Source organism: Paenibacillus sp. FSL H7-0735 (genome assembly GCF_038008505.1).
GTDB lineage: Bacteria > Bacillota > Bacilli > Paenibacillales > Paenibacillaceae > Paenibacillus_AQ > Paenibacillus_AQ odorifer.
Genome location: NZ_JBBOZH010000002.1, coordinates 889487 through 904097 on the forward strand (window position 1 = coordinate 889487; position 14611 = coordinate 904097).

10 protein-coding genes are annotated in these 14611 nt (G+C 43.5%); 2 read left to right on the forward strand and 8 right to left on the reverse strand.

The genetic code is table 11. The features are described from left to right. Positions 1-180 precede the first annotated feature (180 nt). Complete coding sequence (locus tag NSS82_RS31515; RefSeq protein ID WP_038573411.1) at positions 181-855, forward strand: DUF4097 family beta strand repeat-containing protein; 675 nt, start codon at positions 181-183, stop codon at positions 853-855. A gap of 478 nt (positions 856-1333) precedes the next feature. On the opposite strand, the gene glmS is transcribed toward NSS82_RS31515, so the two are convergent. The 8 genes from glmS to NSS82_RS31555 form a co-directional block, all read right to left on the reverse strand. Further along, positions 1334-3166, reverse strand: coding sequence for a glutamine--fructose-6-phosphate transaminase (isomerizing) (gene glmS, locus NSS82_RS31520; RefSeq protein WP_076208469.1), 1833 nt, complete (start codon positions 3164-3166; stop codon positions 1334-1336). A 640-nt stretch (positions 3167-3806) separates the two neighbouring features. After that, positions 3807-5147, reverse strand: a complete 1341-nt coding sequence (gene glmM, locus NSS82_RS31525) for a phosphoglucosamine mutase (protein ID WP_076273173.1) — start codon at positions 5145-5147, stop codon at positions 3807-3809. Between the two features lie 88 nt (positions 5148-5235). Beyond that, positions 5236-6696: a CdaR family protein gene (locus NSS82_RS31530; RefSeq protein WP_076273172.1), complete on the reverse strand. Its 1461-nt coding sequence runs from the start codon at positions 6694-6696 to the stop codon at positions 5236-5238. Next, positions 6689-7519, reverse strand: a complete 831-nt coding sequence (gene cdaA, locus NSS82_RS31535) for a diadenylate cyclase CdaA (RefSeq protein ID WP_036681290.1) — start codon at positions 7517-7519, stop codon at positions 6689-6691. The genes NSS82_RS31530 and cdaA overlap by 8 nt, the downstream gene beginning before the upstream one ends. 214 nt (positions 7520-7733) lie before the next feature. Continuing rightward, on the reverse strand, positions 7734-8348 hold the full coding sequence (locus tag NSS82_RS31540) for a zf-HC2 domain-containing protein (RefSeq protein WP_036681404.1): 615 nt from the start codon (positions 8346-8348) through the stop codon (positions 7734-7736). A 122-nt stretch (positions 8349-8470) separates the two neighbouring features. Continuing rightward, positions 8471-9037, reverse strand: coding sequence for an RNA polymerase sigma factor SigW (gene sigW, locus NSS82_RS31545; RefSeq protein ID WP_036681288.1), 567 nt, complete (start codon positions 9035-9037; stop codon positions 8471-8473). Positions 9038-9551: 514 nt separating this feature from the next. After that, complete coding sequence (gene ppc / locus NSS82_RS31550; protein WP_076273171.1) at positions 9552-12344, reverse strand: phosphoenolpyruvate carboxylase; 2793 nt, start codon at positions 12342-12344, stop codon at positions 9552-9554. A 234-nt stretch (positions 12345-12578) separates the two neighbouring features. Beyond that, a complete protein-coding gene (locus NSS82_RS31555; protein ID WP_036681285.1) occupies positions 12579-13472 on the reverse strand; it encodes a LysR family transcriptional regulator in 894 nt (297 codons plus the stop codon). A 165-nt stretch (positions 13473-13637) separates the two neighbouring features. Between NSS82_RS31555 and NSS82_RS31560 the strand changes: the two genes are divergently transcribed. After that, entirely contained in the window at positions 13638-14606 is a 969-nt protein-coding gene (locus NSS82_RS31560) for an ABC transporter ATP-binding protein (protein ID WP_076273170.1), read from the forward strand. The last annotated feature ends 5 nt before the right edge of the window (positions 14607-14611 follow it).

A 14611-nucleotide genomic window follows, 5' to 3' on the forward strand; every position in this document is an offset into this window, starting at 1 on the left:
TACAAAAATGATCCGATCCAACTCTTGCAACATATTTGGGTAGACTTTTTCAAGATCATTATGTTTAGCTCTAATGCTTAGTTGCATATCGCAATTTTTTTTGCAGAGCAGCTTAGGATTGGTATTCGTAGGACTGGCTATATTAAAAAGAAAAATGATTTAACAAAGGAGCATTTTATAATGAAAAGTACTGCAAAAAAATTACTAACTACTATAGGCATATTGGTGACACTATTGATATCATTGGCAGGATGCTCCTCCCACTCCACTTCCATGGAGGAAAAAAATTACATCATCCCTGCCCAAAAGATTGATACCTTAACAATTGATGTAAAGGACAAAAAAATAACTATCCTCCAATCTAAAGATGAACAAATTCATATTGTTTACTATGAAAGTGAGAAAGATTTTTACAAGATTGATCTATCTGATGATAAAGAACTATCAATGGTAAGTGACAGTAATAAGGAATGGAATGACTATATCGGAGGAAAAGGCTCGCAAGTAACCAGAACTATTCAGGTATGGATACCTGATGCAACTTTAAAAAATTTGACTTTAAAAACATCAAATGAAAGTATTGTATTACCAACAATCGCGTTTTTGGGGACAGTGGAAGTAAACATAAATAACGGAAATATCCAACTGGACAAATTGAATGCAGGGACGGCTATAACCCTTGAAACAAAAAACGGAAATATTAGCGGTTCAATTCTAGGGTCATATGATGATTTCGCGATCTTAAGCAAGGTAAAGAAAGGAGATAGCAATTTGCCTGCCAATAAAGAAAATGGTTCAAAAAAATTATCTGCTTATACAAATAACGGCGATATTACCTTACAATTTTCTGAGTAGCCAGCAGTTAAATATTAGCTCGTATGAAGTCAGATACAATATTGAAAGGGATAACCCCTGTTTCACTTTTGAAACTTCTGGTCGTACCTCTTCGACTATTCCACCGGCCTATGACCGATACAATATCCCTCCCTCTTGTAATGGAAAATCACCTTGATAAAGTTGTTAATCCGACCCGTAAATCGATTATCTTATGATGTACCCGAGGGCCAAAATTAAGCTTGATCGTGAATTCCATCAAAATAAGGTATAAGCCGCATTACAGCGGCTTATACCTTCTCATGATTTTGTTTGACTGTTTTGAACCATCCTTTGGAAATGAATGTATCCGATGCATATAAAAAACACTACTAACGATATAATTTAAATAATACCGTATATTGGATATTTAAACTATCCTGCCAGTTAGCTTAATGAAGCATCTCAGTCTAATACTTTATTTTTTTTTGACAACAACTATACTTTTATATCACCAAACCTACTCCACAGTAACACTCTTCGCCAAGTTACGTGGTTTATCCACATCATGACCCAGCGCAAGAGAAGCATAATAAGACAATAATTGCAGAGGCACTACGGACAAAGCTGCTGTCAGCATTGGAAGTGTCTTTGGAATCACGAACACTTGATCAACTGATCTAAGCAGGTCAGTCAAATGCTCTTGGTGAGTGATTGCCAGCACGTCTGCGCCACGAGCTTTCACTTCTTTGATGTTGCTGACGGTCTTCTCAAGTACAGCTTCCTGAGTTGCCAGGGCAATAACTGGAACACCTTCTTCGATCAGAGCCAATGTACCGTGTTTCAATTCACCTGCAGCATAAGCTTCGGAGTGAATATAAGAGATTTCTTTCAGCTTCAAAGATCCTTCTTGAGCAACAGCGTAGTCTACGCCGCGGCCGATGAAGAACAAGTTTTTGTGCTCAGAAATTTGTTCAGCATAACCTTTGATCGCTTCTTTTTGAGCTAGGATCTCTTCCACTTGCTCTGGCAGAGATTGCATAGCTGCAAGAATCTTAGTAACTTGTGCTTCGGTTTGTGTTCCACGAACTTCAGCCAAGTAAAGGGCAAACAATCCAAATGCGATCAATTGTGAAGTGTAAGCTTTGGTCGAAGCTACTGCAATTTCCGGACCCGCCAAGGTTACCAGCACATCGTTTGCTTCGCGAGCAATAGAGCTGCCCACTACGTTAGTGATCGCCAATACATGTGCACCGTTAGCTTGAGCTTCACGCAGAGCTGCCAAAGTATCTGCAGTCTCACCGGATTGGCTGACTACGATAACCAACGTTTCTGGAGTCACGATTGGTGAACGATAACGATATTCCGAAGCAATATCATTCTCAACCGGAATACGAACCAAAGATTCGATCATAGTACGTCCTACCACACCTGCGTTATATGCTGTTCCGCAAGCAACGACTTGAATGTTACGAATGTTCTTGATTTGTTCTTCAGTCATGCTCAGTTCAGGCAATACAACCTTGTTGCCTTCGGCATTGATACGACCACGCATGGTGTCGCGGTAAGCCTTAGGTTGCTCGTGTATTTCTTTCAACATGAAATGCTCGTAGCCGCCTTTTTCTGCGGTAACTGCATCCCAATCGACAGTAATCATTTCCCGAGAAATAAAATTGCCTTCAATCGTCATCAATTCGACAGCATCTCTTGTCAGCACAGCCATTTCGCCGTCGTTCAAAATATATACGTTACGGGTATATTCAAGCAGTGCAGGAATATCTGACCCGATAAAGTTTTCTCCTTCGCCAAGACCGATAATGAGCGGGCTAGCTTGACGCACAGCCACCAGTTTATCTGGTTCATATTCAGTCAGGACGCCTAATGCAAACGCACCGCGCATGAACGTAATCGCTTTTTGTACAGCCTTCACGATATCCCCGTCATATTCGCGAGCAATCAGATGTGAAATAACTTCTGTATCTGTTTCAGAGACAAAGTGGCATCCGCCAGCGATCAGCTCTTCTTTCAGATCCAGATAGTTTTCGACAATACCGTTGTGAACTACCGAGAACTTCATGCTGTTATCCGTATGTGGATGTGAATTCTCATCGGATGGTTTACCGTGAGTCGCCCAGCGTGTGTGTCCGATACCTGCGCTACCTGCCAGCGGGCTGTCTTCGAGCTTCGACTGCAGATTCGCCAAACGGCCTTGAGCTTTCACTACTTGCAGTCCTTCTTGGGTGAATACAGCAATACCAGCGGAATCATATCCACGATATTCCAATTTCTTCAAACCCTCAACCAAGATCCCCTGCGAATTCTGATTACCAATATATCCTACAATACCACACATTATAATTTCCCCCGTCCGAGTTATCGTAATGTGGCGGCATAAGGAAAGAAACGTGCCGTGCGGCATGTTTTTGAGAAAAAGCAAATATTCTGTTGTATTTTAGGATCAACAAAATAAACTGTCACTTACATTCTAATGTTCATGAAATGCACAGCCTTCTCCTCTGCCGTGGCAGAAATAACGTGTTTCCTTCTGATGCGCGCACACATGAATAATATAATTTGTTGCACCCATGAAAACGTTGTGTGAAAGGTCGCCCTTTCATTTTCCGTATCCATTTACGGCTCTGGTGCATCACCGGGAGGTCCCCGCCGAACATTTCGAACACCTCCACCTCGTCAGCTTACGTCTGCCGTGATCCGTTCAAGCCATAGCCTACATAACAAGTAAGCAGCTTTCCCTTCTCCCCCGCGCTAGACCAAGCTCTGGCGCTTGCTATTGCTAACCTCACAATCCCCGCTTTCCTTCTAGAATGACACTTAATCTATTATATGCACCTTGTAGTACTTTGGCAATGGCACACCAACCTAAATTTTACAAAACCAGTTCAAACGATCCAATCCTAAAATAAAATAACACTGGTGCAACGAGTCCGGATCGCTCCCGCTCACTACACCAGCCTTATAGTTAAGGTAATGGATTATACCAATTCGCGTTGAACTACTTCCACAATTTGATTCACATAAAGATCCAGATCTGCCTTATCCGGTCCCTCTGCCATAACGCGGATTAGAGATTCCGTACCTGACGGACGTACAAGCACACGGCCATTGTCGCCTAGCTTGCCTTCTACTTCAGCGATAGCCGCTTCTATAGCTACGTTATTAGGGTAATTAGTCTTATCCTGTACACGAACATTGACCAGCACCTGCGGGTATTTAGTCATCATACTCTTAACTTCGCTAAGCTGTTTGCCTGTAGCCTTAAGTGTGTCTACCAGCTGAATAGCTGTAAGAATACCATCACCAGTAGTATTGTAATCCAGGAAAATAACATGTCCAGACTGTTCTCCACCTAGATTAAAGCCTCCACGACGCATTTCTTCCATAACATAACGATCCCCTACAGCTGTCTTAGCGGTATTCAGGGATAATTTCTCGGTAGCTTTATAAAATCCGATGTTACTCATAACGGTTGATACAATCGTGCTATCCTTCAGCTTACCTGCACGGTTCATCGCATCGCCACAAATACAAAGGATAAAGTCACCATCGACTTCATCACCATTATTATCAATAGCGATCAAGCGGTCTGCATCTCCGTCAAAAGCAAGTCCCAAATCGGCTCCTTGACGCAAGACTTCTTCACGCAAAGTCTCTGGATGTGTCGAACCAAATCCATCATTAATATTCAATCCATCTGGCTCAGCCCCGATAGAAATAACCTCAGCGCCAAGCTCTCTGAACAGTCTTGGAGCAAGCTCATACGCTGCCCCATGCGCACAGTCCAGTACAACCTTGATTCCTTTAAAGTCCTGAGAAATGGTAGTTTTCAAATACTCCAGATAAAGATACTTAGCATCATTATCTACGGTAACCATACCTAAACCCGAACCGATAGGACGTGGCAATTCATCTACCTCAGCATCCATAAGCTCTTCAATGCGCAGTTCAGTTTCATCTGTAAGCTTGAAGCCATCCCCACCAAAGAACTTAATGCCATTATCCTCTACAGGATTGTGAGAAGCTGAAATCATGACGCCTGCGTCTGCTTTTAACAATCTCGTAATATAAGCAACAGCAGGGGTACTCACTACGCCTATACGGATTACATCGGCTCCAATAGACAATAAGCCCGCTATCAGCGCGGATTCCAATAAAGGACCGGAAATACGTGTATCCATTCCGATAACAACCTTCGGTTTATCCAAGTTACCCGCTAGTACATATCCTCCACAACGGCCAATACTATAAGCCATTTCTGCAGTCAATTCACGGTTTGCTACTCCCCGCACACCGTCAGTTCCAAAATACTTCCCCATTATTTTTCTCCTTTGAATACGCTACGTTAGCTTAATGTACTATCATATGAATTGCATACTATTTTGGTGTACCTCTGGGCTCAAAAGATTACGTCCCGCCTGTACCTACAGGATTCTCGGAATTCGTACTTGTGTTAGCTGTGCCGTTATTCTCCGGATTGCTATCCGTAGGGACAGGCGTTGGTGTTGCTCCACCAGCCTCTCCGCTATGCGTGGGCTTCACCGTAGGTTCCACATCGCCTATAACAGGTTCAGAACTCGGTTCAGGAGTAGTTACACCCCCCGTATCTGGATGAGGCGTAGGGACTGGTGCTGCAGGCGATAGCAGTTGCACGGTCACAGTAAGTGGCACCCCTGCATTGGCTAGTGCGATGAACTTGGGTAATGATACCCGCAAAGAAACCTCGTGAGTTCCAGCTGAAAGTCCGCTAACATCAGCCACAACCCCTATATTTTTCTTATCAAGTTGATCAAGTAAAGCAGGTGCACCCTTTAAGGTAAGCGCAATTTCCTTGCTTGAAGGATTAACGATACTTCCTTCCAATTCATCCCCCACGCCTTGGAGCTTGATAGGTACCGCCTCAATCGTCCGCTCAGCAATTTCTGAGATGGTTAATGAAACGTTTACGGCTTCGGGCATAACTTTCTCCGTTCCAGCCGGAGCCTTCAGATCCACCTTTACTTGTTTCGTCCCCGCAGAATCTATTGCACTAAGGTCGACTGTAGCTTCATAAGCAGATAAAGCTTTTAAAGCCTCTGCTTGTCCATACACTACGACCGTTTCCTGCTCAGGGGTCACTTTGGATAATACGAGTGAATCTGGAAGTTGCCCAGTAAAGCCAATCTCCAGCGGCACACTCTTAAAAGGTAAGGTAATCGGCAATTCCACAGATACAGTAGAAGGCTCAATTACAGCATTTTTAATTTCATTTCCATTATTATCATAAGCGTGTAGCTTCAGCTTTTTTTCTACAAAGGTTTCGTTCTCACCGTTAAGCTCAATAGTCCCTTGTATCTTGGCTACCTTGCTTAGTTCATTATCCGCAAGTGTCACTTTTACAGTATCTGTAGGCTGCAAGACAGGCGTGCCTATTTGATAGCCCGCTGCAGGTTTTCCCTTTGTAACCAATGTTATGGGAAAAGACTTCGTGTTTCGCGGTTCTACATGTACAGTAACCTCTTTAGGATTCATTCTTACCAGAGATACACCTTTGGGTAATTTATAGTAAAGTGGCAACGTGGTGTCCCCAGGTTCAATCTTACTCAGATCAAGCATCACTTTATAGTCATCCGAGAACTGAAAGGAGATATCGGAATTTTTACCCGCTACCTCCAGACTGACACTATCGACAGCCAAGGGTTCAAGGACATATTTGTCCTCGTCAAGGCCGGTCACTTCAATCTTCACATTCTCAATAGTTTTTGTTTTAATATCCACTGTTGTCTGTCCAGAAGGCGCAGTATCGACATGAACCATCGTAAACAAAATGATCCCAAACACAAGGGCAAGAATCTTATTGAAATTGTTATTGTTCATCCACTTATCCATGATTCTTGTCCCCCTTCCGTTTCCAGAAAGTTGAACCCTTCTCCTTCAGCGATGAACTTACACTAAGCTCTTGATGGAGCTTCGATATCATGGATTCTTCCTTAATGTCTCTAACGATTTGGCCATTGATGGCAAGGGAAATCTGCCCTGTCTCCTCCGAGACAATGACAGACACCGAGTCCGCAACCTCACTTATTCCTATAGCAGCCCGATGCCGGGTTCCCAGTTCTTTGCTGATAAAAGGATTCTCGGACAAAGGCAAGTAACAAGCAGCCGCAGCAATCTGATTTCCCTGCATAATAAGGGCTCCGTCATGCAAAGGTGTATTGGGAATGAAGATGTTAATAAGCAGTTCGGAGCTGACCAGGGAACGCATGGGTATACCTGACTCTGTATATTCGTTTAGCCCCGTCTCCCGCTCAAAAACGATTAACGCCCCTATTTTTCTGCGAGATAAATAATTCACGGCTTTAATCACTTCGCCGATTAACTTACTGATCTCTTCGTCACTTTCTCCAGCCCGTCCGAAAAATCTGCCCCGTCCAAGCTGCTCCAGTCCCCTTCGTAGTTCCGGCTGGAAAATGATAAAGACAGCTAAGACCCCGAATGTAAACATTTGATTCATTAGCCATTTAAGTGTATACAAGTCCAAGATTGTGCTTACCGCCCAAATCAAGACCAGAACCAGTATCCCTTTTAAAAGCTGAATCGCCCGCGTCCCGCGTACCATATTAAGCACTTTATAAATAATGTAACTGACGATTAGGATATCAATTATATCTTTAATGGAATCTTTCCATGTTAGCTCAGTAAAATAACTCATTGCCTAAAACCCCCGTCATTTCAAATTAGCTGGGTTTATGTAAAATGTCTGTTAGCTCTGTATCATATCTAGGTTATAACGTTCGGGCTTCAGTTGCAAGTTTAGTCCCTCAATCCTTTCCGAAACCACCCAATTTAAGGAAACAAAAAAGCGCCATCTTTCCGGAAAAAGAGGCGCTAATTAATATTCCTGCTCAAGGTAACCACTGCCCGCATTAACGGTAGGCAACTTCAGAGAACATGTTCGTCACTTTATACCAGAACCAGCTTACTGCCTGGTCTATGCTTTTGACTTGCCCAGAAATATGAGCTGTTGAAGCCTGATATAGAGATCCGTCAATGACTGTCACGTTGCCGTTCACTTCTCCATATACCTGTGCTTTACCGTTCTCTATGGTAAGGTCTCCGGTAATTATTTTGCCGGAAGGTACAATTACAGTATCCCCTTTGATGACCACTTGATCCAAATCAACACCTCTAACTACAAGCTGTCTGTCTGGACTCCAAAAAGTTACGGTGCTCATCAGCATAACGACAAGGAATAGAGATGCCGCTGTAAGTGCAGGGTGTCTCTTGATCCAGGTAATAAAGGCTTTTTCTTTCTTAGTCTTTGGCAATGAACTCATTATCCGGCTCACAAGATCATCTGAAGCTACAGGATTCTGATGCATTAGGGAGAACATCAACATATCTGTCTGTTCTAATTCTTTAAACTTTGCACGGCAATCTGGACAGGATAGAAGATGCTCCTTCAATTCCCTCTGCTGCTGTTCGGGCAAGTCGTCATCCAAGTAGTCATGCATCATAGAGACGGCCAGTTTGCATTCCATAGGAGCCAATCCTTTCATGAGTGCTATTTAATTATCCTAAGACAAAGGGTCAGGACACATAAGACTTGCTTAACTTACATACGTCGCTCTCGAAAAGATGTTTCATAAAAAAAAATCTATTTTTACATTTTTGGGCCTAATTTTTTACGCAAAAATTCACGGCCTCGATGTACACGCGTCTTAATCGTGGTCACGGGCATATCCAGGACATCACTAATCTCCTGAAGTGACAGATCCTGCAGGTACCTCAGAATCATCACCGACCTGTATTTCACAGGCAGACTGTCAATCGCCTCATAGATTAGCCCCTGCGTCTCAGAGAGCAATAGTTCGGTCTCAGGTGTCACATTATCGCTCGGAATCAACGAGTAGCCATCAAGGCCCTCCTGATCGTTCATTTCAGCATCCAGCGAATAGGTTGGTTTTCGTTTACGCAATCTATCAATACAGAGGTTCGTTCCAATCCGGTAAATCCATGTGGAGAACTTCTGTTTATCATCATAACGATCCAAATTCCTATACACACGCAAAAAGGTCTCCTGAACAATATCCTCCGCCTCATGGCGATTGTTCAACATCCTGTAAGCTAAATGATATATTTTGTCTTTATATAGTTCCACAAGCTCGGCAAATGCCCTTTGGTCGCCCTTCAAGGCGAGCTTTGTCAATCTGCCTTCCAAATTCTCCACCTGTTAACTCCCCCAGACTTGCCGCCCTTGGTATTTCTTCGCAAATATCCACGGTACAAGCAATTAAATCGTAATTCAAGTTTGTGTAAAAATCAAGGATTGTATTGTAACCTTCTATGTAAACTGAGTTAAAAACTGGACAAGTTGGTATAGGCGATTAAGTGCAGCTCCGAGAAATATTTGGACTTCCGGTTGCTGTTATCCTCACATTTCCTGATTATAAACCGCATATAGCGGTCGAAATCTGAGGGTAAAGGCGAACGCTGGCGCTCCTACAGTTCCAAATATTCTCTACGCTGCTCCATCACCGAAGTAATAAGTGCCACGTTATTTACCTCCGATTACATCTGGGTTACTTGGGTAGGGTAAAAAAAGAAATATCGGGTATGACTCTCCAATATTTAGGAACAAGTAAAATCCGCAGCAGCAATATACAGTTTATGATCACAACAACTTGTATTAGGCAAAAAAAGTCCGCCCCAAATAGGGCGGACTTTTTGTTGTTAGGACTATATCAGCCGGTATTCCGAAGACCGGCGGCAATGCCGTTGATGGTAAGCAATACTTCGCGAAGCAGTTCGCTATCATCTCCATCGATTTCACGGAGCGCTCTAAGCTCGGATAGCAATTGAACTTGCAGGTAGCTAAGCGGATCAACGTATGGATTACGGAGTCTGATAGACTCTTGAATCACAGGAACGTTATCCAGAATATCCTGCTGGCCTGTAATCTTCAGGATCAGCTCAGAGGTCAGATTAAATTCATCTTCAATCTGGCCGAATATCCGTTGACGTGCTTCCTCGTTCTTGCCCATGCTGGCGTATTCCTTAGCAATAATCAAGTCCGCTTTTGAAATAGCCATTTGCAGCGTATCTATCAGTGTAGTAAAGAATGAGAAGTTCTCATACATATGTTGCATTATCTTCAGATTCTCTTCCTTACCCTCATAGAAACTCTGCAGTCCGGTTCCAGCAGCGTACCAGGCTGGGAGCAAATAACGGCTTTGTGTCCATGCAAATACCCAAGGAATTGCACGCAGATCTTCAAAACGGTCGCTGTTCTTCCGCTTGGAAGGACGGGAACCGATATTAAGCTCTCCAACCTCAGGCAGAGGTGTTGATTCTTTGAAATAAGTCAGGAACTCCGGATCACGGAAGATCAAATCCTGATATTTGTTCAGCGAGACTTCAGAAATCCGGGCAACAATCTCTTCCCATTTCTCTTCATAAAGATCCGCTTGTGGCACTCTCGCACTAATTGCTGCAGTTACAAGCGCAGATGTCGCTTGCTCCAGACTGCGGTAAGCAATCCCCTGCATCGAGTAACGGGAGGAGATCACTTCTCCCTGCTCGGTAATCTTAATCCCTCCGCCAATTGTCGAAGCTGGCTGAGCAAGAATACTGCGGTTAAGTGGCATACCGCCACGGCCGAGCGCTCCACCACGACCATGGAAGAACTTCAGCTTGATTCCGAACTGATCGGCTGTCGCTGTAATTTCTTTTAGGGCAACACGCAGTTCCCAGTTAGCAGTAACCACGCCGCCATCTTTATTACTATCTGAATATCCAAGCATGATTTCCTGCAAATCATTCATTGCTCTTACCGCATCACGGTAGATCGGCATACTGAGCAGTGTGTGCATAATTTGCGGTGCTTCATGCAAATCATCAATCGTTTCAAAAAGTGGCACAGCTTGCAGGGTACATACAACTGTACCGTCGTTATCCTTGCGGAATAGTCCTACCTCTTTGGCGAAGACCATAACCTCCAGAATGTCGCTTGCAGCTTCCGCCATACTGATCAGATAACTTGTGATACATTGTTTGCCGTACTCTTCCTGCGATGCGAAGATCGTCCGGTAAACCGCCAGACACTCCTCTGTACTTTCAGTGTAAGTCTGGTAAGAAGAGGTCAACGGACGTGGATCATTCAGCAATTTCTCCAGCAGATCAATCTTCTCGATCTCCGTCAACTTAGAGTAATCCGGCGAAATGTTCATCTTCGCCAAAATTTCTGTCATGGCATTCTCATGTTCTTGGCTATGTTGACGCACGTCAAGAGTTGCCGTATGGAATCCGAACAGCTCCACTTGGCGGATTAGCTTTTTAATATAGGTATCGGCCACATAGTCGGCATAGTGATGTCGTAGACTGCGGTCAATGACATTCAAATCATCTATGAACTCCTCAGGTGTAGCATAACGCTCAGGAGTATCTTTTTTCTCATCATCCAAAACATTTTGTGTCTTAGAGATCATGTAGCTAAGTTTAATTCGGTAAGGTTCGTTGTCATTGCGCCATTCTTCCATCTTGCCTAGGTTAATGATCTCACGATCAGCTTCGATGGATTCTACTAGCTCAGGCGTCACTTTAACAATACTTGTGCTAAAGCTTAGATATTTCATGAGTTCACGCATAATCCGCTGATATTCACGAATGGCCAGCTTACGCTGCATGCGTAAAGTCTGCGCAGTGACTGTTGAGGTTACCGATGGGTTACCATCACGGTCTCCACCAATCCATGATCCAAAACGCAAGTAGGTTGGCACATGCCAATTCTGTCCAGGATAGTATTTGCTCAGACAGCGTTCAAGCTCTTGATACACATCCGGCAATACATGGAAAATAGTCTCATGGAAATAGTACATTCCATTGCGCACTTCATCGAGTACTGTTGGCTTGCGGTCACGTAGCTCATCCGTTTGCCAAAGCGTAATCACTTCATTCAATAGCTTCTCGCGAAGCTGTTCACGTTCACGGAAAGTTAGAGTAGGGTTATCAAGACCCATAACATCATCGGATATCCGTTTATGAATATCGAGAATCGCACGGCGCATGGCTTCCGTTGGATGTGCCGTCATTACAAGTTCCAGAGACAATCCTTCAATAATCTCGTTGACTTCCTCATGAGAGAAATCACGTTCACGAAGCTCTTGAATAGCGCTTTCTATAGAACCGGGTTGAACTGTCTCCCCAGCTGAACGTTCATAGTCACGTTTACGGCGAATCCGGTGGTTCTGTTCGGCAATATTCACCAATTGAAAATAAATGGCGAACGCTCTTATTACCTGATGACGGTTCTCCGGATCCAAAGAATTGATTAACTCCTTAAATTCACTATGCAGTTCAGGTAAAAATAGTGAGCGTAGCGATTTACTGGTCTCGCGGATCTTCTCCACGATCTCTAGCAGTTCGTTACCGCCTTGGTGAACCAAGACCTCTCCTAAAATGTTCCCCAAGAACCGTACGTCCCGTCGCAGCAGATTGTTAGAGTTGCTTTTGCTGACGGTAGTCGTAAGTTCGGTCATGCTGCTCCCCCCATTCTCTTCCGGATCAATGTGTTAAGTTTGTCTGTCTAAATATCGTCTATTAAAGCTTCCTCATATCATACAATAAAACCGTTTGAAAATCTGCAACTTTTTTGTGCTGTAAAGCGACACAGTACCTAAGATTATACACCAATTTCTGAATTTATACAGTCCTTATATTTTATGTATTCTTTCATATATATAATGGCTCTATCGTATATTCTCTATGTATGCTTATATTCGGATTGTGCGGAGCTGGTCAATGAACAGTCCAATTAAAGGAGAATAATGACGATCACGGTTATACGAATAATAAATATGTCTTTCAAAATTATAATCCGGAATGGCTCGCATTAGCAATCTTCCTCTGGCTACCTCGTCCTCCACAGCAAGTCGTGAAATAAATGAGACATGCTGTCCACTCATAAGCGATTGCTTAATCGCCTCCAGTGAATCGAGCAAAATATGCGGTTTTGATTCTTTTCCCTCTCGTTCAAACCATTTATCCGTCAAATGGCGTGTGCTTGATTCCTTGTCATGCAAAATAAAGCTCGCTGAAGCGATCATCGCCGAGTTTAAATTAGAAAATCCGGCAAAATCATGTGTAGGTGCAAAAACAAGGACAAGCTCATCTTCACATAAGGCTTGAGTATGCAGATCAGGCAGATAAAAAGATTCCGTAGACAAGATACCAAGATCAATCTCATGACTGGCAAGCATTTCTTTGATCACCGGTGAAGGTTTAACCGATAAAGAAATGGTAATCCCCGGATGTTGTTCGCCAAACAGCCCCAATATTTTTGGAAGAATATATGTAGCTGGAACATAACTGGCACCAATTTTCAGCGTCCCCCGGCCTGCCTGACTGAACTCTTTTACCACCCGCTCCGCCTCCGCAGCAAGCGCATTGATTTTGATTGCATAATGAAGAAAAGCTTTACCACTCTCCGTAAGAATCATTTTATCCATTCTGGATTCAAATAACTTCTCCCCCAATTGCTGCTCTAAATTCTTCAAATGATACGTAACGGTGGGCTGCTTTAGTCCAAGTTTATCTGCTACCGTGGTAATTTTTTTATGTTTATTCAGCAGTTCTACAATTTCCAGCTTCATTAGATTAAGGTTCATTCTCTTCCACTCCCTCGCCTTTTCCTAAACGGTAACATAGAAGAATTCTATGAATGTTAAAATAAATCGGCAAAAAAGTTAATATCACAGTTACATTCAGCAAATATAGCGGGAATTCTTTACCTTTACACTAAGAACAAGCTTAAGAACAGGCAGGTAGATAGAATGAAGGAAATTACAATCCACAGATTGGAAAAGAAATTCGGAGATGTGCATGCCTTAAAGGCTGCAGATCTGAAGATTCCCGCTGGAAGCTTTACGACATTACTCGGTCCTTCAGGTTGTGGAAAGACGACACTACTCCGTCTGATTGCTGGGCTGGAAACACCGGATGCAGGAGAAATTCTGATCGATGATGAGTTTATTTATTCAGGCAGCAAAAGAATTAGCCACCCTATTCATCGCCGTAACTTTGGCATGGTTTTTCAAGATTTCGCCCTCTGGCCGCATCTGACTGTGTTCGAGAATGTAGCCTTCGGACTTCGAGCTTCCAAACAAAAAAAGAATTTACGGGTTCGGGTACAGGAGGCACTTCGATCGGTCAAGCTGGAGGGGTTAGAGCTGCGTTTTCCACACCAGCTGTCCGGTGGACAACAGCAGCGGGTTGCTTTTGCCCGAGCCGTAGTCATGCGCCCTCAGCTTGTATTATTCGATGAGCCATTAAGTGCGCTAGATGCGGTCTTGCGAGATGAAATGAGGCTGGAGTTAATCTCCTTGGTGAAAAACATGGGCATTACAGCCCTGTATGTGACGCATGATCAAACCGAGGCGATGTCTATGTCAGATGAAGTAGTTGTAATGCAAGGTGGCACTATTTTACAGAGTGGTTCTCCTGAGGACATTTATCGTAAACCGAGTCATCCCTTTGTGGCACACTTTATTGGAAAATCCAACTGGATCGTTCCGGATAAACAGATGCTGCGTCCAGAACATTTACGCTGGTCTCAGGAGGATGCTTCCTTTCTTCCTTTTACAGGGACTATTCAGCATGTGAGTTATATGGGGGATCGCTATGAGATCATTCTGAACATGGAGCAAAATGGGACTTGGACCGCTTATCATGATCGGCGCCTACCTGTAGGGGAAAAGATTCAGCTGTACGCTTCAGAGCACCAAATCCATCATCTGAATTAAGCGTC

What these genes read in the sequence shown, in the direction of transcription:
- NSS82_RS31540 (WP_036681404.1), bottom strand. Translation starts at nt 8,348, where the DNA reads ATGGAATGCAAACTGGCCGTCTCTATGATGCATGACTACTTGGATGAC.
- ppc (WP_076273171.1), bottom strand. Translation starts at nt 12,344, where the DNA reads ATGACCGAACTTACGACTACCGTCAGCAAAAGCAACTCTAACAATCTG.
- cdaA (WP_036681290.1), bottom strand. Translation starts at nt 7,519, where the DNA reads ATGAGTTATTTTACTGAGCTAACATGGAAAGATTCCATTAAAGATATA.
- NSS82_RS31560 (WP_076273170.1), top strand. Translation starts at nt 13,638, where the DNA reads ATGAAGGAAATTACAATCCACAGATTGGAAAAGAAATTCGGAGATGTG.
- glmS (WP_076208469.1), bottom strand. Translation starts at nt 3,166, where the DNA reads ATGTGTGGTATTGTAGGATATATTGGTAATCAGAATTCGCAGGGGATC.
- NSS82_RS31530 (WP_076273172.1), bottom strand. Translation starts at nt 6,696, where the DNA reads ATGGATAAGTGGATGAACAATAACAATTTCAATAAGATTCTTGCCCTT.
- NSS82_RS31515 (WP_038573411.1), top strand. Translation starts at nt 181, where the DNA reads ATGAAAAGTACTGCAAAAAAATTACTAACTACTATAGGCATATTGGTG.
- glmM (WP_076273173.1), bottom strand. Translation starts at nt 5,147, where the DNA reads ATGGGGAAGTATTTTGGAACTGACGGTGTGCGGGGAGTAGCAAACCGT.
- NSS82_RS31555 (WP_036681285.1), bottom strand. Translation starts at nt 13,472, where the DNA reads ATGAACCTTAATCTAATGAAGCTGGAAATTGTAGAACTGCTGAATAAA.